Raw genomic sequence first — 22598 nt, forward strand, 5'->3', positions numbered from 1 at the left:
GGTTTCTCGAGGAAGGGTCGCGCAACGGCACCATTCGCTGCGCTCTCTGCCTCGGGGCTGGCGACTCTCGCTCCCTCGAGCTGCACCACCTCGACTACCGCGGTGTCACCCAAACCCCGCACGGCTGGACCGCCCACGAGCGGCATGAGGACCTGACGGCCCTGCACCCGCGTTGCCATGAGTACGTGCACCAGCTGATCGACCGCGACCGCGCCCTCTCGGGGTTCGTCTCGCGCCGCACCGCTTCCGTCCAAGCGATCGCCCGGCTGCAGGCCAAGATCGCCCACTACATCGAATCCGCACTGGAACAGCAATGACCGACGACACCCCCCTCGAAGACCTCGTCGCCTCACTCGCCGAGCGATGGGAGGACCAGCCTCCTCGGCAAAGTCCCGGCATGCTCGGAATCCGGGTCATCAACTGGCGCACCCTCGACGACGCAGATGCGGCAGAGGTCTGGACCAACTTACGCGGCTGGGTGATCTGGTTCACCCGCCGGTACAACCTCCCCACCCGCAAGATCCCGCCCTGCTGGTACAAACACGGGGCCCTCGTCGAAGAACTCTCCGCCCTCCACACCGCATGGCTCGTCTCGTTCGACAGCCTCGACGCCGGCTACGGACCCATCGGCTGGCACGAGCGCCTCGCGGTCGCCATCCCGCGGCTTGCGTCTTGGTACAACGGCGAATGCCACAACGGGCATACGGAACTCCCACAAGCCGGCGGCAATGCCGTCCCTGCGGAGTGGGCCGACTGGATCCGCCAAAGCCACGCCCATGAGTGAGCGTCGGCGAGGCGATTTGCGCGCGCCCAGCGCGCATTTTCCGACCTCGGACCGGAAGTTCTAGGTGAGAGCGACCCGACCAACGGGGCGCGAAAGGAAAGGAAAAGGAACGATGAGCACTCGAGTCCCGATCAGCATCGAAGGCAACCTCGTCGCCGACCCCGACTACGGCGAATCCCAGAACGGCACCAAGTTCGCCAAGTTCACCGTCGCCGTCACCGACCGCAAGCTCGAAGACGGCAAGTGGGTCGACGGCGACACCCAGTACCACCGCACCACCGTCTTCGGCCGGACCGCCGAGAACGTCCGTGCCAGCCTCGCCAAGGGCGACACCGTCATCGTCAACGGCAACCTCGAGTTCCGCCACTGGACCGACCAGGCTACCGGCGAACCCCGAGCCGCCACAGAAGTCGTCGCCGACAGCGTCGGGCCGTCGCTCCGCTACACGACAGCGGAGGTGACCCGTCGCGGCCCAAAAGCTGACGGCCTGGACGCATCCGCATCCGCGTCCGGGCCGGTCGCAGGTGCGAGCGGCCCGGCGGGCATTGGAATCGCATGACAGGAGGGCGGGCGAGGGTGTAACGATCGACCTCGCCCGCCCTTGCCGCACGGCTTGCTGCCCCACAAGAGGGGACTCGCACCAGCGTTCTGACGACGGTGGTACGCCCTAGGATTTCAGGTGCCCAGATGAGGCAAATAGTGCTTGAGCGGAAATGCGAGCCGCCTACGATAGGGATCAGTTGGTGACTGGAGGGGCTGTGATGACTGTTCGCATCCCCGTGAGCCCGGAGGTGCTCCGATGGGCGGTCGATCGTGCCGGCTGGAGCGAAGAAATTGTCCACGGCCGGTTTCCTCGCTTCGAAGATTGGCTGGCTGCTGATCCGGCGCCGACTCTAAAGCAGTTGCAGTCCTTCGCGAACGCTGCTCACGTTCCTTTCGGTTATCTAATGCTGGAAAGCCCACCGGAGGAAACCGTTCCGATCCCTGATTTTCGAACGCGGGGCGATGAGCATCGGGACGAGCTTTCTACAGATCTTCGAGACACCATTTATGCGTGTCAACGTCGTCAGGCCTGGTACCGCGACTTCGCCATTGCGCACGGTTTCGATCGAGTTCCCCTAGTCGGCTTCGCTGCTATCGGGGACCCTGTTGAGCCCGTAGCCGAACGCATTCGTAACGTAATCGGCTTCGGTCTTGAGCGACGCAGCGCGTTTCGAAGCTGGGAGGCAGCGTTCAGGCAGCTCATCGATCTGATCGAAGAAGCAGGCGTCCTGGTGTCTGTCAACGGCATCGTTGGCGCCGACACGCATCGTGCACTAGATCCGGAAGAGTTCGGCGGCTTTGCACTCGTAGACGACTATGCCCCACTCATCTTCGTCAACGCGGCCGATACGAAAGCGGCTCAGATATTCACGATCGTGCATGAGCTGGCGCATATTGCGGCAGGAGAGTCCGCGCTTTCTGACGCCGGAGTGGCCAGGCCAGATCGCGACGCGCACGAGCGTTGGTGCAATCAAGTCGCTGCCGAGGTTCTAGTTCCCCGCGCGACACTGAAGAACGCATACGCCGGAGAGGCCAGTACCTCTGAATTGGAGCGCTTGGCTGCCCTGTACCGAGTAAGTACTCTCGTGGTTCTTCGCCGGCTCTTCGACGTTGATCTGATCAGTTGGGATGAGTACCGGCCACGGTACCGAGAGGAGCTGGATCGAGTGCGGGAGCTTGCCCGTCGAGTCAAGGATGGGCCGGGCGGGGGAAACTTCTATAAGGTTCAGCCCCTGCGGCTTGGGCGCCGATTTGCGCGTGCGGTCGTCGCAGACGCTCGAAGCGGAGGCACGGCTTATGGGGACGCCTATCGTCTTCTCGGAACGACGAAGCCCGAGACTTTCGGCAAGCTTGCCGATGAATTAGGGGTGGCGTGATGTACCTCCTCGACACCAACGTGTTCATCGAAGCGAAGAATCGGTACTACGCGTTCGATCTAGCACCGGGTTTTTGGGAATGGCTTGAGGCTGACGCGGCGGCAGGCGCGATTGGGAGCATCGACGAGGTGAAGGACGAGCTCACGGACGGCGCGGACGAGCTCGCGCAATGGGTCCGGACCCACCCGGGCATGTTTGCCTCGGCTGACGCTCTCACCGCGGTGAAGCTTGCGGAGCTGTCGAAGTGGGCTAGCTCCGGACAGTTCACCCAGGCAGCGGTCGACGAATTTCTCAGCGTGGCTGACTACTACCTGGTTGCGCATGCAGCGGCTCACGGCCACACGGTTGTAACTCATGAGGGGTACCAGGCTGAGGCAAAGAAGCGGATCCTCATCCCCAACGCGTGCCGTGCTTTGGGAGTTCCGTATTGCAATACGTTCGCCATGCTCCGCTCGCGAGAGGTGCGTCTGAGTCTGGATGCGGCGTAGGCCGTGTTTTAGTGCGAGCGAATGAACAGGGACAGCAGCCACACATAGCCCAAGATGGGCAGGCCAACTAGCGCATCCATTGCAAGCTCAAGTAGCAGCCGCACGCTCCAGTGAGCCCTTGCTCGAAGCGGACGAATTCACACGCCGACCGCGAGCGCCAAGAGTGCCGTCCCGATCAGCACGATGATTCCCAGCACTACGATGCCCACGATCGACCAATCGATCAACCCGGCCACCGCTGCGAAGAAGGCGCCGACCAAAAGCACGATGAATCCCGCCAGCATCTTGCTCGTCACACCGCGCCAGAACTCTTCGCTGCGCGCCCAGCTTCCTACCCAACTACGCGGCTTGCTTTGCTGCTGCTCACCCACAACCCGAGCTTGGCACAGGTTGGTGAGCGCAGGCGTTGAAGCGTGCAGATGGGACTGCGGAACGGTCTGCAAAGAGTTGAGGAGCGATTCTCTAGAATCACGAGCGGTCGTCGCGGGCCTGCAGGACACTGGTGAGATGAACGTTGATCGACCACAACCGCGACAGTGGGGCGCTACCGGACGTGAAGCGGCAGAACTCTGCCGAGAGTGGATGCGCTACCTCGGCGCGGTCGACACAGTGTTGTCGCAGGGGCCAGCAAGCGAAGTCTGTGACTTGTACAGCTCCCGCTGGCTCGCGTGGGTCGCGAGTCGTCGCGGAAATCTCGACGCCGAACTGGTAGAGAGAGCAGCAACCACTTGCGCGAACGACGGACGCCAAGCGTTGGTTTTTGTTGCCGGCGGCGTTTTCCCGACGGTGCAGGACCGCGCGGACGCCCTAGCAGTCGGGTTGCTACGGTTTGACGCGCGTGGCGGCGATCTCGACGGTGCGAATGCTCTAGGCCGCCGTCTAGTCGCAAGCGGTCTTGCTGTGGTGTAGCGGCAACATCACCCCAAACCAGGGCCGTTGGCACTCGTGGGGGATTCACTCGCGACCGTGCCCACGACCTGCCGAGCGGCCCGGTTGAATTCCCTTCGAGCAGCTGCACGCGATTTATCCATGGTCTCCTCTAGGGATCCACGTTGCATGGTTTCGACAAGTTTGGTCCGAGCGGATGCTTCGGTCGGAGCAACAACGACCGCCATGTTGTGCGCCTTGCCCCTCGTCAGCCCAACGTAGAGGCCGGAGGCATCGACGTCGGGGCCAACCACCGATAGGTCCGTCGTTTCACCTTGCACGCCGTAAACGGTCGTTGCATACGCCAGGTGGAGATGCGATCCGGCGTACTCGTGAGTTATCCGTCTGAGATCGGTCGAATCGCTGGCTGCCGCCAGCAGTACATGCCGATCGGTGACGCTCTTCACTACCCAGTTTTGCCGGTTCTGGACGTCCGCCGAGGTATCGTTTCGACGGGTCTGAACGACATCTCCGGCGAAGATTGCCTGGCCGTTCTGGCCAATCGCCAGTTCGCGAGTATCGACTGTCCCAGCCGCAATTCGGTGAGCCTGGATTTCTTCGCTGACAGACTGCGCCTCTGCGTGTGTTGCGGTTACGAGCGCAATCGACCGGTGTGCGTCCGCGGCGCTCAACCAGGCGCCGACCATTGCGTTGCGGGCATCAGCGTCGCTGCTTGCGAGCACCACGTGCCCAGTGCTTATGAGCTCCTGAGCCGTACGCAGCGCCTCTTCCTTGTCATCAGGCCTGCGCAGTCTGAGGCTCAGGTCTCCCCACGTTGGATCCTCGAATCGATGGATCGTCGTGAGCTCAACTTGTCGAGTAGCGCGCCGCCAGAACAGAGCCATCGCGCCGGAGTGACCGACTGGTAGAGCTTGGTGCTGGTCGCCTACAAGGGCAACGCCGGCCCCCGTTCGGCTGACGACATCCAGAAGGGCGCGCGCAGCTTCGAGATCGAGCATCCCAGCTTCGTCGACGACGATTCGGTCGCCGGGGCGAATCGCCATATAGGGTCCCACGTACGTTCGTCCCGTCGTCGGGTCAACGTCACCGATCTTCAAACAAGACCACTCGACAGCGCCAGCTTCGTTGTTGATCCAACGCCAGCCATGATCATGCAGAAGTTGATGAAGGGACGACGATGAGCTCTTCGTTTCGCGACCCGCTACCGCAGACGCCTTCTTCGTCGGTGCGACGATGATCATGGCGCGACCCCGACGGCGGAGCGACGCACCTGCCACCTTGAGCATGGTCGTCTTGCCCGTGCCGGCCGCCCCGGAGATTGTCACGATGCGATCCGAACTTGCGATTGAGGCGGCACCCTCCACCTGTCCCTCATCGAGCGTTCGGTCGGGACCAATAGCCTTCGCGACGTCAGCGATTTCCGCAGCACTAGGCGCCTCGCCGGGCGCCGCGAGCGACTCGGTCAGATGTGCAACGGTGGCCTTGAGAGTTGCGGTGGAGGTCGCCATACGCCTCTTGATGTGTGCAGGAATGTCCGGATCCGACAGCAGCGTCACCGTGTACGTCCGCGCGGCGAGGGAAGTCACTTCGTCCACGATGTCCACGAGGTCGGTCCGGTCCGCGATGACACCAGATGCGGCGATCGCCCGGATCGCCCCGGCTCGGACATCCATGTCGCTGAACCTACCTCCTGTCGCGGTCGACCGTGAGTCGGCATCAACGATCGCCTTGGCCGCAAGCAGCTGCAGGTCGAGGTCCTCGATGGCTACTGACATTGCCGCATTCACGTCCCGCGTTCGGCCGAGCTCCGGATCGATCGCGTGGAGTTCGGACATCACGACGGACGCCCAATCCTCCTCGTTCAGCTGACCCGGCTTGTTCGGCCGGCCCGCTGCCCAAGCCCACTGATCAATCTGAGTCAGAAGGGTGGCGGAAGGCTCCTCGCCGGAATGCTGCTCCTTCCACTGACGCAGATGCGTCGCCTTATTCGCTTCGATCTGCGCAGAGCGCTTCGACAGTGGCCGCACCAGATGCTGTAGTTGCGCGATCTCCCCATCCGAGTTCAGGGTCAAGCCCTTCGCAGCCAGCGCAGCGACCCACGTCGGGTCGGTCCTTGAGGCCAGATCGCCTTCGGCGTTCACGACGTTCTGGAAGCGCAAGGCCACGCGAGTGTCGACGTTCGACCACTTCCCATCGAGCCCTAAGACCTTGACGTTCAGCCAGAGGTGGCGGTGCTTGTGCGGGTCCAGCGAACGCGACCGCTCATGCTGCAACTCGACGACTTCGATGCGAGCCAGATCCTCCCGAATGGCACCTTGCTTCCCTCGGCGGGCGTTGAGCTCGGACTGCCAGAGCTTGATGATCCGACCCCGCAGCCGGTCCTGCAGATCCTCGTACGCGTCCGCCAACTCCGTGTCCAACATCGCCGCGATCGAGAACGACTTCGGTGCATTGATCGTCGCATCCAGAATGAGATCCGCGACCGCAGACTCCAGATCGCGGCCCCGGCGTTCACTGGTGACAGGGTCGACGCCGTCGACCCAATTCTTCAGCTGGGAACGGGTGAGCAGGTCGTCCCGGATGGTGCCATTCTCGACGATGTAACGGGTCATCACCGCGTCCGCGTAGCCGGCCGCGGCTAGGGCGCCGTCGGCAGTCTTGGCCGTCAGGGTCGCGTCGCAGACGCCACCGAAGGCGTAGCGGACCGCCTGCTTGACCCCTTGGGCCGCCTGCCCGCGCTTCCAACGCGCCACTCCACCTCTCACACTTAGAACTTCCGGTTGCGCGCGCATTCTGGCGCGCACGGAGCGCGCACACTCGAAGAGTGCCTACGTGCATTCGCTCTTTTCCTTTGGCTTGTCGTCCCTCTTGTCTGCTCTCGTTTCTGGTCTCGTTCTCTCGTTGGTCTCTTTCGCCTTGGTTCCCTTCGTTGTGGTGTTCCCCCGTTTCTTCGGTCACTTATCATCGGCCTTGTTTGGTTCGGGAGGTTGGTCTTTATGGCTAGACGTTTCCCTCGGGAGTTCCGTGTTCGTGCGATCGAGTTAGTCCGGATCAGCGACCGCCCGTTGTCGCAGGTCGCCCGCGAGCTCGGCATCTCGAACTCCGCGTTGTATCGGTGGGTGGCCGAGGACGACTTCGCGAAAGAGCAGGCGGAGAAAGCCGCCGGGGTGGTGCCGGTGCTCGATGCTGATGAGCAGGCCGAGCTGGTCCGGTTGCGCAGGGAGGTGCGCCGCCTGGAGACGGAGAACGAGATCCTGAAACGCGCGGCAGCGTATTTCGCGAAGGAGAACGTGCTCCCAAAACATCTTTCCGACTGATCGAGCAGCTGACGACCGAGAACCCGAAACGGTTCAAAGTCGCGACGGTCAGCCGGTTGTTAGGGGTCTCCCGCTCCGGCTACTACACCTGGGCCAAGCATCATGTCTCTGCCCGCAAGGCCCGGGATGAGGAGATCGCCGCGGTGATCGGACGACTCCGGTCGGAGAAGGGGGCGTTCTTCCACACCTACGGGTCACCCAGGATGCACGCCGAGCTGCGAATGGGGCACGGGTTCAGGATCGGTCGGAAGCGGGTGGAGCGGATCATGCGCGAGCGCGGCTGGGCTGGCGCGGTCAAACGCAAGTTCCGGTTCCGCGCCAACCCGGCCACCAGCGAAGATAAGGTCAACCGCAACTTCCACGTTCCGGGCCCGAACCGGCTCTGGCTGGGTGACATCACCGAGCACCACACCGCGGAGGGGAAGGTCTACTGCGCCGTCGTCCTGGACGCTTACAGCCGGCTCGCGATCGGCTGGTCGATCGGATCCCGGATGACCGCGGACCTGGTGGTGGATGCGTTGCAGATGGCCCGCTGGAGGCGGTTCGGGGTCCGCGGGGCGATCATGCACTCCGACCATGGTTCCCAATACACCTCCTGGGCCTTCACCTCCCGCGTCCACGAAGCCGGCCTGATCGCCTCCATGGGCAGCGTCGGCGACTGCTACGACAACGCGATGATGGAATCCTTCTGGTCCGGGATGCAGATCGAACTCCTCGACAGCCAACCCTGGGCCACCAGACGGCAACTGGGGACGGCGATGTTCTCCTGGATCGAAGCCTGGTAGAACCCCCGCCGCAGGCACTCCTCCCTGGGCTACCACTCACCGGCCGACTACGAGAAAATCGTCCCGACGACAGTCACCCTGGCTGCCTGAAACGACACATCAAACTGTCCGAAGAACCGGGGGAAGATCACCTTGGTTTCCTTCGTTGCTTCTTGTCTCTTCGTCTCGCCTCTTCTTGTCACGGCCATCTCTCCCGCTCAGCATTTGTCGCCTCTTGCTCCGACCCCGCCTCGCGCCGCTCCCGAGCGTGAAAGAACCCCGACCCACTCAAGATGGGTCGGGGTTCTTTTCGCTCGCTCGTGATTACTGGTCGAGCATCCCCGCGATGCTGTGAACCGCCGCGAGGACGCGGGAGGCCGAGTCGCGAATCACAGTGACATCCTCGTCACTCCATCCGGCGATGTAGCCGATGCTGTACGCGCTGGTATCGAATCCGCACAGACCAGCGACCACGAAGGCGACCGACTCAGCCTCGACCTCCATGCGGCCGCGGTGCTGTCGATACTCCTCGACGCTGTCGATATGGCGGAGCTCAATGTGCGCCGTCTCGTGAATCAGAGTCTTCGCGGACTGCTCGACGCTGATGCCTTCCGCGAGGATCACTCGCAGCGTCTTGGGGTCGGTGTATCCGCTGGCACGGGTCAACGGCTCGCGGCTGATCGTCCATCCTCGGGACTCCAGGTGATCGCTCAGCGGAGCAATCAGGCCGTGGTCTTGGTCGCCTGTGAGTTGCTGCGTGGGATCACTTGGGAGCGGGTCGGCTCCCTCGATCGGGTCGGTCTGCGCGATGTCGAAAACGGACAGAGTCGGGAAGTACCGGACGACACGCCCTTCATCGGACGAGGTGTCATCGTCAGCAGCGGTCTCGGTCTTTTTCTCGCGATACCCGAAGATCTTGATTGACTTCTCACCCTTGCGGACCTGTCGCCCTTTGGCCTGCCATTGCCGGAAACCGGCGACCATGGTCGCGTCCGGTTTCTGCGCGAGGATCAGCAGAAGGTTGTTCAGGCTGTAGTTGTGGAATGAGCGGGCGAACTCAAGGAATGCCCGCCACTGGCCGCTGTCGGCGAGCTGCTGGACCTGCTCCACGATCGACGCGTGCAGTGCCTCCGCCTCTGCCTGTCGGTCCGCCGCGTCTCGGGTGATGGTCGTGTTGCTCATGATTCGCTTGCTCCTTTGTCCACTCGTCTTTCTCGCCGTCCCGGCACGAAGATCAAGAACGGGTGGAGGTCGAGCAGCGACCGACAGGAGCGGTTGCTAAGTGGAGGAGCGCAGCGACGGAGTCTGCAAATAGCGAGGGTCGGGAGCGGAGCAGCCGGAGGCCGTTACGATCGCAGGCCGGAGCGGGGAGAAGACACACATATCGCGCCGACACAGTCGGCTCCGCGCAAAAGGTCCAAACTCAGTTCCGGAAACCCCCATGCGCGTCCGCGCGACTGGCCCATCTGCCGAGTCGCGCTGTTTGCGTATCGGGTGCCATGTCGCGGAGTTATCGTGAACTATGTCGACCAATGGCTCGGTGGAGTGCTCTTGCTGCGGTCGGGAACGGCTCCGGCGCCAGGTTCATGCGCTCGGTGAGCGCCATGACGTGTACGTGTGCCGACGCTGCGGCTTCTGGATTGCCTTCTTCTGGCGCGGAGACCGCACAGACGTCACTGGTTGAGGAGCTCGTCGGATTCCTCAGTGGCGGATCCGTCAGTCGAGCACGGGTGCGACGGTCCCGGCTCCGCCATCGACCGTAACCGTTTGCCCGGTGCGCAACCGTGCGGTTGCGTCGCCCGTGCCCACGACCGCGGGGATGCCGTACTCGCGAGCGATCAGCGACGCATGGGCTGCGAGCGTGCCGCCGTCGGTGACGACGGCCGCAGCGAGCGAGAACAGCTGGGTCCAGGCAGGTGCGGTCGCTTTGGCGACGAGGATGTCCCCGGACCGGAAGTCGGCAAAGTCTTCCGGTCCGGTGACGACCCGAACCGTGCCCGTTGCCCGTCCGACGCTGGCGGGGTGGCCAACGATGACGCCGTCAGGAAGAGGCGTCGCGCCTCGGGCTCGATTGACTGCGCGGGCGATGGGGTCCCCGATCAGTCGCGGTGGCGTGCCGAGTGTGAGCGGCGCATCTAGGCGTCGTTGCCTCTCCCAGCCGGCGAGTCGGCGGACCGCGTGCTCGTGGTGATCGGTAGTCGGGTCGCGGAGTTCGTTGTGGGTGAGGAAGAAGTCATCGTCAGGGTCCGCGATCGCTCGGGCAGTTGTCAGTTCATGACCGATGTGCTGAGCGCATTGGCGCAGCAGGGGCCAGCCGAGCGTGAGGTCGCGGGTTTGTTCCTCGCGGAGGATCGCGTATCGCTGCGCCACTTCGACGAGCGCGTCGAACCTGACCACGAGGCGCGGACGGTCACTCAGTGCTGCCCGTGCGGCGGCTTCGACATCGGATCGCTTCTGCGGGAGGGCATCGATTCGTGCGCGGTCATCGGGTGCCCTTTCTGGCGCCGTCGTCTGAGGGGACGAGTGTTCTCCGGCTGTCGGGAAGTACCAGTCCAACGAGTAGACCGCATGAGCGGGAGGGGTGGTTTCGGTTCGCGTGAGGCCGCGCAGCAACGCTTCGGCGCCCGCTTCGCCGGCTGCGGTCCCGTCGAGGCGTGAAGCCAGGTGTTTCGACCAGAATGTGGAGAGCGCGCCCTCCATCTTCCAGGCGGACCCTCCTACGACCGCGAGCCACCAGAGGTACTGGCCGGCGAGTGAACAGATGTGGTCGACAAGCTCCTCCGCTTCGCTCACGGTCGTGGGAGCTGGGGCCGCTTCCACGAAAGCTCGATAGGTCGGAAGGATCCGCTCACGCCAGTCGGCCTCCATGCCCCGCAGGGTCGCGTGATCGGCCGCGGGAGGGTTGCTCGAGACCCGCGCGAGCACGTTGTAGAGGAACCATGGCGCGCGCCCCCGGCTCTCGATTAGGACGTGCCAGAGCGTGGGCGCTGATGGTGTCGGGGTCGTGTTGTAGTACCAGCCATTCACGGTGGCGTAGGGGAACGGGACTTTCACTCGTGCTGATGCCCACATTCCTGCGAGGTATCCCGCTTCCAGACGCGGAATGATCCATTCGGCGAACAGTGGAGTCATTGCTTCGGGGAGCCATTCGCCGAGACGGAAGTTCCTGGACCACAGTCCCGGTCCGGGCGGGTCCAGTCGACCGGTTCGGGAAGCGCCGTCATCGGTCGGGCCTGGATGAGGAACAGCCGGCCCCCATCATCGATGGCCCACTCGATGTCTTGCGGTGAGCCGAAAACCCCTTCCGCCTGATACGCGAGCTCCGCAACCGCAATCGCCTCGGCGGGGCTGAGGACATCTTGGTTCTGCGCGCGGTGGGCGTGGCCGTGCTTCACGATCCATTGCTCGGCGGTCGCCTCTCCGGAGACAAGCGGTTCAGCTAGGCCGCGGACAGCGCTGACCACTGCCTCGTCTCTGGTCCCCGTCAACGGGTTCGCGGAGAAGGCGACTCCCGCTGCGACCGGGGCAACCATCGTTTGAACGAGAACCGCCATCGGCGATCGGGCCACAGGGGACCGCCGTGATTCGTACGCGGAAACCCGCTCGGTTGCAGCTGAGGCGAAGACACTCCGAATCGCCTTCGCGAGATCGGGGATCTCCACGTCGAGCAGGGTCTCGTACAGACCGGCATAGGACGCGTCGGCGAGGTCTTCGGCGGACCCGGATGAACGCACCGCGAAGCGGCCGTTTCCGAGGTGTGCAGCAGCGCCCGCGACGGCTTCATCGAAGCGCCGGCCGAGCTCCGCTAACGCGTCGTCAGTGATGACGAATCCCTGGGGCACCCGAAATCCGGCCGCTGCGGCGACCGCGAGGTTGGCGGCTTTGCTTCCCCAGAGCGTCCGGTCAGCAGCGGCGTCGGACAGCTCAGGAAGTGCTCGTTGTTCATCCAACTGAATCACCACCAATACGTAGCAACACTACATGTAGCAGTGCTACTATAAGTCTCGCCGGGACGGAACACCAGCGCGTTCTCTTCGCCCCGTCGCTACGCCGGAGGTGGTGGGGTCGTGAGATCTGAAGCTCTCAAAGGGCACCTGGACGGGCTTCTCCTCGCGGTGCTCGAGAACGAACCGCGCCACGGGTACGCAATCATCGAAGCGTTGCGTGCCGGCAGTGGGGGAACGTTCGACTTGCCGACCGGCACCGTCTATCCGGCGCTCCACCGGCTGGAGCGAGCCGGCCTCGTGGGCAGCCACTGGCATGTCATCGGAGGCAGACGACGCCGGGAATACGAGCTCACCGCCTCCGGTCGGCGCGCGCTCCGCGACGAACGGGCGGGCTGGGCGGAATTCGCAGATGCCGTCACTGCCCTCCTCCACGGGAGTCGTCCGTCGGAGGGCGCATCATGAGACGGACTCTCGGCGCTCGCGCGGAGTCATGCGAACAGAGCGACGTCATCGAGGCGTATGTGGCTGAGCTGCGTTCCTATCTGCGTGGACCCGCCATGGTCAAGTCGCGGGTGGTCGAGGAGATCGCCGTCGATCTCGAATCGGCGATCGGAAAGTTCAGGAGGCTTGGCCTTGATGCCTCGGAAGCCGCCGCGGCGGCCGTTGCGGAGATGGGGCAGGCGAAGGAAGTCGCGGAAGGCTTCGCTGATGAGCTCGCGATCGCGGAAGCGCGTGCAACGCTCCGGTCGCTACTGATCACCGGACCGTTGGTCGGCTTCTGGTGGTTGATGCTTCTGGCGCCTGCCGGCTGGATGTCGCAGCCTGGTGAGCTGATCGCGGCCATCCCGATCCTGCCCGCTGTGGCAATGGCCCGTCGCAGCCGGCGTTCTCACGCTCGCCACGACAGGATCGCTCATTCGTTGGCTAGCAGCGTCACCACCGCGACGCGCGATTCTCGCCGCTGCATCCGTGGGGACGGTCTGCGTCGCGGCCGATCTGCTCGTTCTCACAACCTTAACCGTGCGACTGGCGAGCGGATCCGGGGGATCAATCGCGGTGGGACTCGTCGCTATGGCCGCCATTGCTAGCCTTGTGCGTCTGCCTTTTGCGGTCTGGGCGACGTCACGCTGCCTGTGCACGCGATCACTCCTCCCGCCGGTTCGACCTTTGACGACCTGAGCGTCAGCCCGCCGGCGAAACGAAAATGTCGAGCGGGATCTCTCACCCGCGGGTTGTCACTGGTGACCTGTGGTTGCGGTGTTTGAGCACGGCGCGGACGATGAGCGGAGTCCCGACGATCGCGGGAAGGAACCAGAACGACCAGGTGGGTAGGAGGCGCCAAACGGGGAGTTGGGGTCCGTTGTCGACGTAGAAGGCAGTGAGCATGGCTACGTACGAAATACCCATAGCGATGATGTGGGGTGCATCCCCTGGCCGGTGGAGCCGCCGATAAGCGAAGCCATACGTGGCGGCGGCGGCCGCGACCGCTCCGGCCGCAACGAGGGGTGCGTCGGTCGGCCAGCGGAATGCCGACATCGCGCAGGCGGTCGTGAAGACGACCAGGATCGCACCGAAGTAGAAGCGCCCGGCGACAATGTGCCGGCCTGAGCCTTTGCGGCTGAACATCGCGATGAGTCCCGTGACGATCGCAACCAGCGCGGTCGTGACGTGGATTCCGAGCAGCACCAGGAAGGCGAGGGAGAGCGACGCGACGTCGAGTCCGAGTAGGGGGGCCATGTGCACGAGCGCGTCTCCCTTCGTCGCGCTCAGGCTAGACCTGGAGGCGGTGTCCTCGGGCTACGCCTTCCGTCGCTCGATGAGGATGGTGTCTCGCCATTGCCCCGCCCACGGCCCGTAGGTCATGAACGCGATGCGTTCACGGTGGCCGACTTGGCGGAAACCGGCGCGGTCGTGGAGGTGGAGGCTGGCAGTGTTCTCACGGAAGATGCTGGACTGGATGGTCCAGATGTCGGCGGCGTCGCAAGCCGTGATGAGTGCGTCCAGGAGTTGTCGTCCGAGTCCGCGACCGCGTGCGCGGTCGGCGACGTAGACCGAGTGCTCGACGACGCCGCGGTACACCTCCCGGCTCGACACGGGCGACACCGCCGCCCAGCCCGCCAATCCGTCGTCGTCAACCGCCACCAATCGGCCGACCGTCAGCTTTCCGGCGTCGAAGTGCTCCCAGGTCGGTGGAGCGGACTCGAAGGTGGCGTTGCCTGTGGCGATGCCCTCCGCGTAGATGCGCTCGACTTCCGGCCAATCCTCCGGCCTGAGCGCCCGGATGGTCATGCCGCCGCGGTAGCCAGGAGTGCGGAGACGCGGTCGAGGCTACCCGGGACGAGCTTGTAGTACGCCCAGGTACCCCGCTTGGAACGGGTGAGGTAACCGGCGTCCATCAGGATCTTGAGGTGGTGGGAGACCGTCGGCTGGCTGAGGCCGATCGGTTCGGTGAGGTCGCAGACGCAGGCTTCGTCGCCGTCGGAGGCGGCCACGATCGAGAGCAGCCGCAGCCGGGTGGGATCGCTGAGCGCCTTGAACGCGACGGCCATCGCTTCGGCGTCCGCGAGTGAGAGCACGTCCTTGGTGACCGGTGTGCAACAGGCACCGACAGGGGTGATGGGGAGTGCTTCCAGGGTGCTCATGGATCCATCCTAGCGACAATATTGACAAACTTCGATGGATGGGTGCAGGATCAACGCATCGAAGAACATCAATGGAGGATGAGATGACTCTGGTCGACCTGACCACCCCCGCCGCGCGCAGCAGCCGTCTCGACGGGCTGCCTGTCGCGATCATCGGCGCCGGCCCGATCGGACTGGCCGCGGCAGCGAACCTCGTCGAACGTGGCATCGACTTCGTCGTCTACGAAATCGGCGCCGACGCTGGAGCGAGTATCCAGAAGTGGGCGCACATCAGGTTCTTCTCGCCGTGGCGGCACCTGGTCGACCCGGCTTCTCGCCGCCTTCTGGAAGCCACCGGGTGGACCGCTCCGGAGGCCACGGGGCTGCCGACGGGCGGCGAGTTCGTCACCGCGTATCTCGAGCCGCTTTCGAAGCTGGACGCGATCGCCTCCCGCATCCGCTACGGCGTCGCCGTGGACGCGGTCAGCCGGGAGGGCATGGACCGCACACGCAGCGCCGGCCGCGCCGACACCCCGTTCCTGCTGCGCATCACCGACGCCGACGGCGTCCAGGAGGTCACCGCCAGTGCCGTCATCGACGCCTCTGGCACCTACCTCACCCCGAACAGCCTGGCCTCCTCCGGTCTCGACCCGCTCGGGCTCTCAGCGGTCGCCGAGCATGTCTCGCACGCGCTCCCGGATGCGGTCGGCCGTGAGCGCGACCGGTTCGCGGGCAAGCGCGTCACCGTCGTCGGCGCCGGGCACTCGGCCGCGAACACGCTGCTGAACCTCGCCGCGCTGAAGCGAGAGGTACCGGAGACGCAGATCACCTGGCTGATCCGCAACGCCAGCGCCATCCGGGTCACGACCTCCGAGGATGACGAACTGATCGCCCGCACCGCGATCGGCAAGCGCGTCGACCGGCTGATCGCCACCGGCGCGATCCAGCAGCTCGACCGGTTCGAGATCCTCCGCCTGGCTCCCATCGACGGCGGTGTCCGGCTGATCGGGCAGCGCGCCGGCGAGCTGGTCGAGCATGACACCCACGTGGTCGTCAACGCGACCGGGTTCCGCCCGAACCTGGACATGCTGCGCGAGATCCGGCTGGAGCTCGATGACATCGTGGAGGCGCCGGCTCGGCTGGCGCCGCTGATCGACCCGAACGTCCATTCGTGCGGCACGGTCGAGCCGCACGGGTTCGCCGAGCTGCGGCAGCCGGAGCCGAACTTCTTCCTGGCCGGGATGAAGTCCTACGGCCGCGCCCCGACGTTCCTGCTCGCCACCGGATACGAGCAGGTCCGCTCGATCACCGCCTACCTCGCCGGCGACATCGCCTCCGCGACGAACGTTCAACTGGTGCTGCCCGCCACGGGCGTGTGCTCCACCGGGACGTCCGGGTCGTCCTGCTGCTCCTGATCTCACTCCGGCACCGCGTGCGCATAGACTTGCGTCTATGGGTGGGGTGCCGGAACCGGACGCGCTGCGCAGCTTGAAGCGAATCAGCGATCCCACGCGGGCGCGCATCCTCCGACTCCTGCTCGACGCCCGCGACGGACGCGGCTCGGTCACCCGCCTCGCCGAGAAACTCGGGCTGCGGCAGCCGACCGTCTCCCATCACCTGAAGCTGCTACGCGAGGAGGGCCTGGTCGAGCGCACCCAGGAGGGCCGCACCGCCTGGTACACGATCACGGCGGATCAGCTAGACAGGGTCGCCGAACTCGTCCGCCACGAACGACCCGCCGAAGACGGCGCAGCGACGGATCGGATCATCGAGGACCTCGCCCTCCGCTACCGCGGCGTCCTGTCCCGGGAGAGCGTCGAGCAGTACGTCCAGGACAGCTACGACCGCCTCGACGGCCGCAAGAACCGGGCATCGCTGACCAGCGCGTTCGCCGTCTCCCGCCTCGACGCCCTCCTCCGATCCACCGGCGAGCGGGCCGGGGTGCCCGAGGTGCTGTTCGTGTGCGTGCAGAACGCCGGCCGCTCCCAGCTCGCGTCGGCGATCCTTCGGCAGCTCGCCGGCGACCGGGTCCGCGTCCGTACCGCCGGTTCCGAACCCGCTGACGCGGTCCGCTCGACGATCGTGACCGTGCTGGATGAGGTCGGCACCCCGCTCGGTGGTGAGTTCCCCAAGCCGTTGACCGACGAGGCGGTTCGGGCTGCGGACTACGTGATCACGATGGGTTGCGGCGACGCCTGCCCGATCTACCCGGGTCGCGAGTACCTGGACTGGGACGTCCCCGACCCCGTCGGCCAGCCCCTCGCCGCAGTTCGCGCGATCCGCGACGACATCGAGGAACGCGTCCGCGGCCTCCTGACCCGGATCGATGCTGAACGGCTCGTGAACACCCCGGCGACCGACTAGCAAAACCATAGACGTGCATCTATGCTTTCTGTACGAGAGAAAGCGAGCCCCGCCATGTCTGACACCAAGCCCACCGTCCTCTTCGTCTGCATCCACAACGCCGGCCGCTCCCAGATGGCCGCCGGGTACATGCGCGAACTCTCCGGAGGCCGCGTCGACGTCCTCTCCGCCGGCTCCGAGCCGAAAGACCAGATCAACCCGGTCGCGATCCAGGTCATGGCCGAGGAGGGCATCGACATCGCGGGCGAGCAGCCGAAGATCCTCACCACCGAGGCCGTCAAGGAGTCCGACGTGGTGATCACGATGGGCTGCGGCGACACCTGCCCGATCTTCCCCGGTAAGCGCTACGAGGATTGGGACCTCACCGACCCGGCCGGCCGCCCGGTCGAGGAGGTCCGCCCGATCCGCGACGATATCAAGCAGCGCGTCGAGAACCTGCTCGCCGAGCTCCTTCCCGCGGCGGTGTGAGACCCATGACCATCGACGCGACGGGGCGCCGAGCCCAACCGGAACTCGCCTACCCGGAACAGTATCTGCGCCGCCTGGCCGACGAGCTGGCGGCCAAGTTCGAGGGCATCTTCAACCGGGAGACCGTCGAACGGTACGTGCTGGAGTCCTACACCGCCTTGCTGCGCACCGCGACGGTGAAGGCGCACCTGGCGACCCGCACCATCCACTTCGCGACCGAACGGCTGACCGCGCTCGCGCAGGCCAAGGGCGCCCTGCCGGTGATCTGGCCCGAAGTGCTGTTCGTCTGCGAGCAGAACTCCGGCCGCTCCCAGATGGCTGCCGTCCTCACCGAGGCACTCTCCGGCGGCCGCGTCCACGTCCGCTCCGCCGGATCGATGCCCGCCCACGAACTGAACCCGGCCGTCGTCGAGGTGATGACCGAACTCGGGCTCGACATGAGCCGCGAGTTCCCCAAGCCCCTGACCGACGACGTCGTCCAGGCCGCCGACGTCGTGGTGACGATGGGGTGCGGCGACGCCTGCCCGATTTACCCTGGCAAGCGCTACCAGGACTGGGAACTGCAGGATCCGCAGGGCCAGCCCGTCGACACCGTCCGGGGCATCCGCGACGAGGTGGAGCAGCACGTGCGCGAGCTGCTCAAGAGTCTGGAGGTGACGCCCGCGTGAGCGTCGAGAACGTCGTCGTCATCGGCTCCGGCCCCGCCGGCTACACCGCCGCGATCTACCTGGCCCGCGCCGGCCTAGAACCGATCGTGCTGACCAGCTCCGTCGAGATCGGCGGAGCCCTGGTCAACACCACCGAGGTCGAGAACTTCCCCGGATTCATCGACGGCATCCAAGGCCCCGACCTGATGGAAAACCTGCGCCAGCAGGCCGAACGCTTCGGCGCCCGCCTCGTCTACGACGACGCCACCGCCGTCGACCTCGCCAGCGACATCAAGACAATCACCACCGGAGGCGGCGTCACCTACCAGGCGCACGCCGTCGTCCTCGCGATGGGGTCAGCGCATCGCAAGCTCGGCGTCGCCGGGGAGGACCGGCTCTCCGGATATGGGATCTCCTGGTGCGCGACCTGCGACGGTGCGTTCTTCCGCGACCAGGACATCGCCGTCGCCGGCGGTGGCGACTCCGCACTGGAAGAGGCTATGTTCCTCACCCGGTTCGCCAACTCCGTCACCCTCATCCACCGCCGCGACGAACTCCGCGCCTCCCAGATCATGCAGGACCGGGCTCTCGCGAACCCGAAGATCACCGTGCGCTGGAACACCCAGATCGACGAAGCCCACGGCGACGACAAGCTCAACGGGCTCACCCTGCGCGACACCGTTACCGGGCAACCCGGGACTCTTGATGCCACCGGACTGTTCGTCGCGATCGGCCACGACCCCCGGAGCGCCCTCGTCGCCGGACAGATCGACCTCGACCCCGACGGCTACGTCAAGGTCGCCCATCCCACAACGGCGACCAACCTGCCAGGCGTGTTCGCCTGCGGCGACCTCGTCGACCGCCGCTACCGGCAAGCGATCACTGCGGCCGGCACCGGCTGCGCCGCCGCGCTCGACGCCCAGCATTACCTCGCGGGACGTGCCCCGGTCGTGAAGCAGGCCGTGGCAGTCAACGCATGAGCGCGACCACGGAGGCTGCGAAACAGATCCGGATCCCAACTATCGCGGTCCTCCGTCCGGCGCTGGCCGAGTTCGTTGGAAGCGCTGGACTCACTGCGGTGGTCGTGGGGTCTGGGATCGCGGCTCAGCATCTCTCGCCCGGAGACACTGGGCTCCAACTGCTCGAGAATGCCCTAGCCACGGCCCTGGGACTGACCGTGCTCGTCCTGGTCTTCGCACCGAGCTCCGGCGCTCAATTCAACCCGGTCGTCTCGCTTGTCGACGCGGCCGCTGGCGGGAGGCCCTGGCGAGGCCTGTGGTCGTACATCCCCGCGCAGGTCCTCGGCTGCCTTGTCGGGGCGGTGCTGGCGAACCTGATGTTCGAGCAGCCGGCTGCCCGATGGAGCAGCACCGAACGCGCGACTCCAGCGCACCTGCTCGCCGAAGTCGTCGCAACCGCCGGGCTGATCCTGGTCATCTTCGTCCTCGCCCGCACCGGCCGCGCTGCCATCGTCGCCCCAGCAGTCGGCGCGTACATCGGAGCCGCCTACTGGTTCACCAGCTCCACCAGCTTCGCCAACCCCGCCATCACCATCGGCCGCACCATCACCGACACCTTCGCCGGCATCGCACCAGGAAGCGCGCCCTGGTACATCGGCGCTCAGCTCATTGGGGCAGGCCTCGGGCTGGCAGCTGTGCGAGTCTTCGCCCCCAACTCCAGCGTTACGCGCTAGATGTTGCTGGCCATAACGTTGTGGTCACGTAGGAAGGTCGCGGCAGGAGGCTCCGCCTCTGCGCGCGTCATCTCGGATTGGCTACAGGTACCTGCAGACCTCGTCGGCGTTGCAGGTCTCGGGTTCGGGTTCTGCGGCTGCGTCGCGGAGGGCGGCAACGTTGTCGCGGAGGGAGACGAGATCCGAGATCTGGCGCTCAATGTCCTTCAGACGAACGTCTAGGAGGTCCCGGACGTGGCCGCAGGGAATCTCGCCTCCATCGCGGATGTCGAGGATCTGTTTGATCTGCGCGAGGGTAAGTCCGGCAGCCTGGCCGCGGTGGATGAAGTCGATCCGAGTCGCTGCTTCCGGATCGTAGTCGCGGTATCCCGACGCGGTGCGCTCGGCCGCGGGAAGCAGGCCCTGCTCCTCGTAGAACCGCAGGGTCTTGGCGGTGGTGCCGGCCGCCTCGGCGAGTTCGCCGATCCTCATCTGGGTCTCCGATGTGTCACAGGTCGCACTTGACCTTCCCCCGTACTGGAAGGTCCATTGTGGCTGCATCAAGAGCAATTCTCAAGACTCAGGGGAGGAATCGGGATGCAGTCCAGGTACGACCTTGCGATCATCGGATCGGGTGGCGCCGCGTTCGCCGCCGCCATCCGCGCGACCACGCTCGGCAAGTCGGTGGTGATGATCGAGCGCGGCACTTTCGGCGGCACGTGCGTGAACACCGGCTGCGTGCCGTCGAAGGCGCTCATCGCCGCCGCTGAGGCCCGCCAGACCGCTGCCGAGGCGGGCAACCGTTTCCCGGGGATCGCCACCACAGCGGACGACGTGGACATGCCCGCGCTGATCAGCAGCAAGCAGGACCTCGTCGAGGAACTTCGGGGTGAGAAGTACGTCGACGTCGCCGACGCCTACGGCTGGCAGATCCGCCACGGCGACGCTGCGTTCGCCGGCACGCCAGAAGCGCCCGTTCTTGAGGTCACCGCGACTGACGGTGCGGTCGAGACGATCGACGCTGATCACTACCTGGTCGCCACCGGCGCCAGCGCATGGGCCCCACCGATCGACGGTCTTGAGGAGGCCGGCTACCTGACCTCGACCACGGCGATGGAGTTGACCAAGGTTCCCGACTCGCTGCTGGTGCTCGGCGGCGGCTACGTCGCCTTGGAGCAGGCCCAACTGTTCGCCCGGCTCGGGTCGAAGGTCACCCTGCTGGTTCGTTCCCGGCTGGCGTCGAAGGAGGAGCCGGAGGTATCCAAGGCGCTGCAGGAGGTCTTCGCCGACGAGGGCATCCGCGTGGTCCGCCGTGCGGTCCCGACCCACGTTGCCCGTGACGACGTCAGGGGCCAGGTTGTTGTCACCGCTGACATCTCCGGCGGCGAGCAGGAATTCCACGCCGAACAGGTCCTCGTCGCCCTCGGCCGCCGACCGGTCACCGATGGGCTGAACCTCGATGCGGTGGAGGTGAAGACCGGCGACACGGGCGAGATCGTGGTCACCGACCAACTGCAGTCCTCCAACCCCCGGATCTGGGCAGCCGGCGACGTGACCGGGCACCCCGAGTTCGTCTACGTCGCCGCCCACCACGGCAACATGGTCGCTGAGAACACGTTCGCTGGCGCTGAGCGGTCGGTGGACCACAGCCGGCTGCCGCGGGTGACCTTCACCAGTCCGGCGATCGGCGCGGTCGGGATGACCGAGGCCCAGGTGCTCGCTGCCGGGATCCGCTGCGACTGCCGCGTCCTGCCGCTGGACTACGTGCCCCGGGCGCTGGTCAACCGCGACACCCGCGGCTTCATCAAGATCGTCGCCAACGCTGAGACCGGCGAGATCCTCGGCCTCACCGCCGTCGCCAAAGACGCCGGCGAGCTCGCCGCCGCCGGTGTCCACATCCTCGGCAAGACCGTCACCGAGGTCGCCGACGCATGGGCGCCCTACCTGACCATGACCGAAGGCATCCGGATCGCCGCCAAGGCCTTCACCACCGACATCTCCAAGCTGTCCTGCTGCGCGTGACCCGCAGCCGACATCGGAGCTCACGACGCAACTGCCCGAACGACTCAACAACACCGAAGAGACCGGCCTTGACGCCGTCCTATTGATCCCGCTGCTGCGGCTGATCGTCGAGGGCGGCCCGGTCACCGTCGAGCAGTTCGCCGCGGCCGCCGGCCGTCCGGTCGACGACGTACGCACGGGTCTGGCCGCGGTGCCGGACACCGAGTACGACGACCAGGGCCGCATCATCGGCCAGGGCCTCACCCTGCGCCCCACCCCTCACCGGTTCACCGTGGCCGGTGAGGAGCTCTACACCTGGTGCGCCCTGGACACCCTGATCTTTCCGACCCTGCTCGAGCGCGCGGCGAGCGTGGAGTCGGTCTCCCCGACCAGCGGCGAGCCGATCCGGGTCACCATCGACCCCGTCGCCGGCGTCACCAGCGTCGAACCCGCCACCGCGGTGGTGTCGCTGGTCAACCCCGACCAGATCACCTCGATCCGGTCCTCCTTCTGCAACCAGGTCCACTACTTCACCTCCGATGAGGACGCCGCGGGCTGGCTGGCCGAGCACCCCCGCGCCGAGGTCGTGCCCGTGGCCGTTGCCTATCGGATCGGTACCGACCTCACGACCGGCTTCCTCAACCAGTTCCAGGCCAACGCGGCAGTGGCCGACGACGGCCACTGCCGCTGCTGACCAAGAACACCGAAGGGAACTCCA

At 65.6% G+C, this 22598-nt stretch carries 25 protein-coding genes and 1 pseudogene; 17 read left to right on the forward strand and 9 right to left on the reverse strand.

Annotated elements, in window-relative coordinates; all coding sequences use genetic code 11:
• The 5 genes and pseudogenes from HNO83_RS17730 to HNO83_RS17750 form a co-directional block, all read left to right on the forward strand.
• Positions 1-317: pseudogene (locus HNO83_RS17730) on the forward strand (hypothetical protein); the annotation flags it as partial.
• On the forward strand, positions 314-784 hold the full coding sequence (locus tag HNO83_RS17735; RefSeq protein ID WP_175338868.1) for a hypothetical protein: 471 nt from the start codon (positions 314-316) through the stop codon (positions 782-784). The pseudogene HNO83_RS17730 and the gene HNO83_RS17735, both read left to right, overlap by 4 nt.
• A 112-nt stretch (positions 785-896) precedes the next feature.
• The gene (locus tag HNO83_RS17740; RefSeq protein ID WP_175338869.1) at positions 897-1343 is read left to right on the forward strand and encodes a single-stranded DNA-binding protein; all 447 of its coding nucleotides are present in this window, start codon (positions 897-899) and stop codon (positions 1341-1343) included.
• A gap of 202 nt (positions 1344-1545) precedes the next feature.
• A complete protein-coding gene (locus tag HNO83_RS17745; protein ID WP_175338870.1) occupies positions 1546-2703 on the forward strand; it encodes an ImmA/IrrE family metallo-endopeptidase in 1158 nt (385 codons plus the stop codon).
• Positions 2703-3191 carry a DUF4411 family protein gene (locus HNO83_RS17750; RefSeq protein WP_175338871.1) on the forward strand — a complete coding sequence of 163 codons (489 nt, stop codon included), beginning with the start codon at positions 2703-2705 and terminating at the stop codon, positions 3189-3191. Before HNO83_RS17745 ends, HNO83_RS17750 begins: the two co-directional genes overlap by 1 nt.
• 137 nt (positions 3192-3328) lie before the next feature.
• Here the strand turns inward: HNO83_RS17750 and HNO83_RS17755 are convergent, their stop codons facing one another.
• Together HNO83_RS17755 and HNO83_RS17760 are read right to left on the reverse strand one after the other, a co-directional pair.
• A complete protein-coding gene (locus HNO83_RS17755) occupies positions 3329-3562 on the reverse strand; it encodes a hypothetical protein (RefSeq protein ID WP_175338872.1) in 234 nt (77 codons plus the stop codon).
• Between the two features lie 546 nt (positions 3563-4108).
• Positions 4109-6832 carry an AAA family ATPase gene (locus HNO83_RS17760; protein ID WP_301218928.1) on the reverse strand — a complete coding sequence of 908 codons (2724 nt, stop codon included), beginning with the start codon at positions 6830-6832 and terminating at the stop codon, positions 4109-4111.
• 243 nt (positions 6833-7075) lie between these two features.
• Between HNO83_RS17760 and HNO83_RS17765 the strand changes: the two genes are divergently transcribed.
• Together HNO83_RS17765 and HNO83_RS17770 are read left to right on the forward strand one after the other, a co-directional pair.
• A complete protein-coding gene (locus tag HNO83_RS17765) occupies positions 7076-7396 on the forward strand; it encodes a transposase (RefSeq protein ID WP_175338873.1) in 321 nt (106 codons plus the stop codon).
• An 8-nt stretch (positions 7397-7404) separates the two neighbouring features.
• Positions 7405-8181, forward strand: coding sequence for an IS3 family transposase (locus HNO83_RS17770; RefSeq protein WP_283810133.1), 777 nt, complete (start codon positions 7405-7407; stop codon positions 8179-8181).
• Between the two features lie 303 nt (positions 8182-8484).
• On the opposite strand, the gene HNO83_RS17775 is transcribed toward HNO83_RS17770, so the two are convergent.
• The 3 genes from HNO83_RS17775 to HNO83_RS17785 all read right to left on the reverse strand — a co-directional run bounded on the left by HNO83_RS17775 (position 8485) and on the right by HNO83_RS17785 (position 12122).
• On the reverse strand, positions 8485-9342 hold the full coding sequence (locus HNO83_RS17775; RefSeq protein WP_175338874.1) for an ArdC family protein: 858 nt from the start codon (positions 9340-9342) through the stop codon (positions 8485-8487).
• Positions 9343-9876: 534 nt separating this feature from the next.
• Complete coding sequence (locus HNO83_RS17780; RefSeq protein WP_175338875.1) at positions 9877-11292, reverse strand: PEP-utilizing enzyme; 1416 nt, start codon at positions 11290-11292, stop codon at positions 9877-9879.
• Positions 11289-12122, reverse strand: coding sequence for a PEP/pyruvate-binding domain-containing protein (locus tag HNO83_RS17785; protein WP_301219611.1), 834 nt, complete (start codon positions 12120-12122; stop codon positions 11289-11291). Before HNO83_RS17785 ends, HNO83_RS17780 begins: the two co-directional genes overlap by 4 nt.
• Positions 12123-12227: 105 nt before the next feature.
• Here HNO83_RS17785 and HNO83_RS17790 point away from each other — a divergent pair, with 105 nt between their 5' ends.
• A complete protein-coding gene (locus HNO83_RS17790) occupies positions 12228-12569 on the forward strand; it encodes a PadR family transcriptional regulator (RefSeq protein WP_175338877.1) in 342 nt (113 codons plus the stop codon).
• Positions 12566-13195 (forward strand): hypothetical protein, encoded by a 630-nt coding sequence (locus HNO83_RS17795; RefSeq protein ID WP_175338878.1) that lies wholly within the window; start codon positions 12566-12568, stop codon positions 13193-13195. The genes HNO83_RS17790 and HNO83_RS17795 overlap by 4 nt, the downstream gene beginning before the upstream one ends.
• Positions 13196-13328: 133 nt before the next feature.
• On the opposite strand, the gene HNO83_RS17800 is transcribed toward HNO83_RS17795, so the two are convergent.
• From HNO83_RS17800 to HNO83_RS17810, 3 genes are read right to left on the reverse strand one after another with little or no spacing between them, the layout of a single operon-like run.
• Positions 13329-13844, reverse strand: coding sequence for a DUF2306 domain-containing protein (locus tag HNO83_RS17800; RefSeq protein ID WP_175338879.1), 516 nt, complete (start codon positions 13842-13844; stop codon positions 13329-13331).
• A 60-nt stretch (positions 13845-13904) separates the two neighbouring features.
• The gene (locus HNO83_RS17805) at positions 13905-14396 is read right to left on the reverse strand and encodes a GNAT family N-acetyltransferase (RefSeq protein WP_175338880.1); all 492 of its coding nucleotides are present in this window, start codon (positions 14394-14396) and stop codon (positions 13905-13907) included.
• Complete coding sequence (locus tag HNO83_RS17810) at positions 14393-14749, reverse strand: ArsR/SmtB family transcription factor (RefSeq protein ID WP_175338881.1); 357 nt, start codon at positions 14747-14749, stop codon at positions 14393-14395. Before HNO83_RS17810 ends, HNO83_RS17805 begins: the two co-directional genes overlap by 4 nt.
• An 83-nt stretch (positions 14750-14832) precedes the next feature.
• Here HNO83_RS17810 and HNO83_RS17815 point away from each other — a divergent pair, with 83 nt between their 5' ends.
• Genes HNO83_RS17815 through HNO83_RS17840 form a run of 6 tightly spaced genes read left to right on the forward strand, consistent with a single transcriptional unit; the run spans position 14833 to position 19900 of the window.
• Positions 14833-16143, forward strand: coding sequence for an NAD(P)-binding domain-containing protein (locus HNO83_RS17815; RefSeq protein ID WP_175338882.1), 1311 nt, complete (start codon positions 14833-14835; stop codon positions 16141-16143).
• A gap of 37 nt (positions 16144-16180) precedes the next feature.
• Entirely contained in the window at positions 16181-17092 is a 912-nt protein-coding gene (locus HNO83_RS17820; RefSeq protein WP_175338883.1) for a metalloregulator ArsR/SmtB family transcription factor, read from the forward strand.
• Positions 17093-17146: 54 nt separating this feature from the next.
• On the forward strand, positions 17147-17560 hold the full coding sequence (locus HNO83_RS17825; RefSeq protein ID WP_175338884.1) for an arsenate reductase ArsC: 414 nt from the start codon (positions 17147-17149) through the stop codon (positions 17558-17560).
• A gap of 5 nt (positions 17561-17565) precedes the next feature.
• A complete protein-coding gene (locus tag HNO83_RS17830; RefSeq protein WP_175338885.1) occupies positions 17566-18228 on the forward strand; it encodes an arsenate reductase/protein-tyrosine-phosphatase family protein in 663 nt (220 codons plus the stop codon).
• A complete protein-coding gene (trxB, locus tag HNO83_RS17835) occupies positions 18225-19187 on the forward strand; it encodes a thioredoxin-disulfide reductase (protein ID WP_175338886.1) in 963 nt (320 codons plus the stop codon). The genes HNO83_RS17830 and trxB overlap by 4 nt, the downstream gene beginning before the upstream one ends.
• Complete coding sequence (locus HNO83_RS17840) at positions 19184-19900, forward strand: aquaporin (RefSeq protein WP_175338887.1); 717 nt, start codon at positions 19184-19186, stop codon at positions 19898-19900. Before trxB ends, HNO83_RS17840 begins: the two co-directional genes overlap by 4 nt.
• Before the next feature lie 81 nt (positions 19901-19981).
• Here HNO83_RS17840 and HNO83_RS17845 read toward each other — a convergent pair whose 3' ends face one another.
• Positions 19982-20371 (reverse strand): heavy metal-responsive transcriptional regulator, encoded by a 390-nt coding sequence (locus tag HNO83_RS17845; RefSeq protein WP_040347802.1) that lies wholly within the window; start codon positions 20369-20371, stop codon positions 19982-19984.
• Between the two features lie 105 nt (positions 20372-20476).
• On the opposite strand from HNO83_RS17845, the gene merA reads away from it, so the two are divergent.
• Together merA and merB are read left to right on the forward strand one after the other, a co-directional pair.
• A complete protein-coding gene (gene merA, locus HNO83_RS17850; RefSeq protein WP_005882720.1) occupies positions 20477-21901 on the forward strand; it encodes a mercury(II) reductase in 1425 nt (474 codons plus the stop codon).
• A gap of 31 nt (positions 21902-21932) precedes the next feature.
• A complete protein-coding gene (gene merB / locus HNO83_RS17855; protein WP_175338922.1) occupies positions 21933-22574 on the forward strand; it encodes an organomercurial lyase MerB in 642 nt (213 codons plus the stop codon).
• The last annotated feature ends 24 nt before the right edge of the window (positions 22575-22598 follow it).

Origin of the sequence: Leifsonia sp. C5G2, assembly GCF_013359685.1 — a bacterium.
In the GTDB taxonomy this organism is placed as follows: Bacteria; Actinomycetota; Actinomycetes; order Actinomycetales; family Microbacteriaceae; genus Leifsonia.

What these genes read in the sequence shown, in the direction of transcription:
- HNO83_RS17735 (WP_175338868.1), top strand. Translation starts at nt 314, where the DNA reads ATGACCGACGACACCCCCCTCGAAGACCTCGTCGCCTCACTCGCCGAG.
- HNO83_RS17795 (WP_175338878.1), top strand. Translation starts at nt 12,566, where the DNA reads ATGAGACGGACTCTCGGCGCTCGCGCGGAGTCATGCGAACAGAGCGAC.
- HNO83_RS17775 (WP_175338874.1), bottom strand. Translation starts at nt 9,342, where the DNA reads ATGAGCAACACGACCATCACCCGAGACGCGGCGGACCGACAGGCAGAG.
- HNO83_RS17780 (WP_175338875.1), bottom strand. Translation starts at nt 11,292, where the DNA reads ATGACTCCACTGTTCGCCGAATGGATCATTCCGCGTCTGGAAGCGGGA.
- HNO83_RS17840 (WP_175338887.1), top strand. Translation starts at nt 19,184, where the DNA reads ATGAGCGCGACCACGGAGGCTGCGAAACAGATCCGGATCCCAACTATC.
- HNO83_RS17745 (WP_175338870.1), top strand. Translation starts at nt 1,546, where the DNA reads ATGACTGTTCGCATCCCCGTGAGCCCGGAGGTGCTCCGATGGGCGGTC.
- HNO83_RS17810 (WP_175338881.1), bottom strand. Translation starts at nt 14,749, where the DNA reads ATGAGCACCCTGGAAGCACTCCCCATCACCCCTGTCGGTGCCTGTTGC.
- HNO83_RS17750 (WP_175338871.1), top strand. Translation starts at nt 2,703, where the DNA reads ATGTACCTCCTCGACACCAACGTGTTCATCGAAGCGAAGAATCGGTAC.
- HNO83_RS17830 (WP_175338885.1), top strand. Translation starts at nt 17,566, where the DNA reads ATGACCATCGACGCGACGGGGCGCCGAGCCCAACCGGAACTCGCCTAC.
- HNO83_RS17845 (WP_040347802.1), bottom strand. Translation starts at nt 20,371, where the DNA reads ATGAGGATCGGCGAACTCGCCGAGGCGGCCGGCACCACCGCCAAGACC.
- HNO83_RS17800 (WP_175338879.1), bottom strand. Translation starts at nt 13,844, where the DNA reads ATGGCCCCCCTACTCGGACTCGACGTCGCGTCGCTCTCCCTCGCCTTC.
- HNO83_RS17820 (WP_175338883.1), top strand. Translation starts at nt 16,181, where the DNA reads ATGGGTGGGGTGCCGGAACCGGACGCGCTGCGCAGCTTGAAGCGAATC.
- HNO83_RS17815 (WP_175338882.1), top strand. Translation starts at nt 14,833, where the DNA reads ATGACTCTGGTCGACCTGACCACCCCCGCCGCGCGCAGCAGCCGTCTC.
- HNO83_RS17740 (WP_175338869.1), top strand. Translation starts at nt 897, where the DNA reads ATGAGCACTCGAGTCCCGATCAGCATCGAAGGCAACCTCGTCGCCGAC.
- HNO83_RS17765 (WP_175338873.1), top strand. Translation starts at nt 7,076, where the DNA reads ATGGCTAGACGTTTCCCTCGGGAGTTCCGTGTTCGTGCGATCGAGTTA.
- merA (WP_005882720.1), top strand. Translation starts at nt 20,477, where the DNA reads ATGCAGTCCAGGTACGACCTTGCGATCATCGGATCGGGTGGCGCCGCG.
- HNO83_RS17805 (WP_175338880.1), bottom strand. Translation starts at nt 14,396, where the DNA reads ATGACCATCCGGGCGCTCAGGCCGGAGGATTGGCCGGAAGTCGAGCGC.
- HNO83_RS17825 (WP_175338884.1), top strand. Translation starts at nt 17,147, where the DNA reads ATGTCTGACACCAAGCCCACCGTCCTCTTCGTCTGCATCCACAACGCC.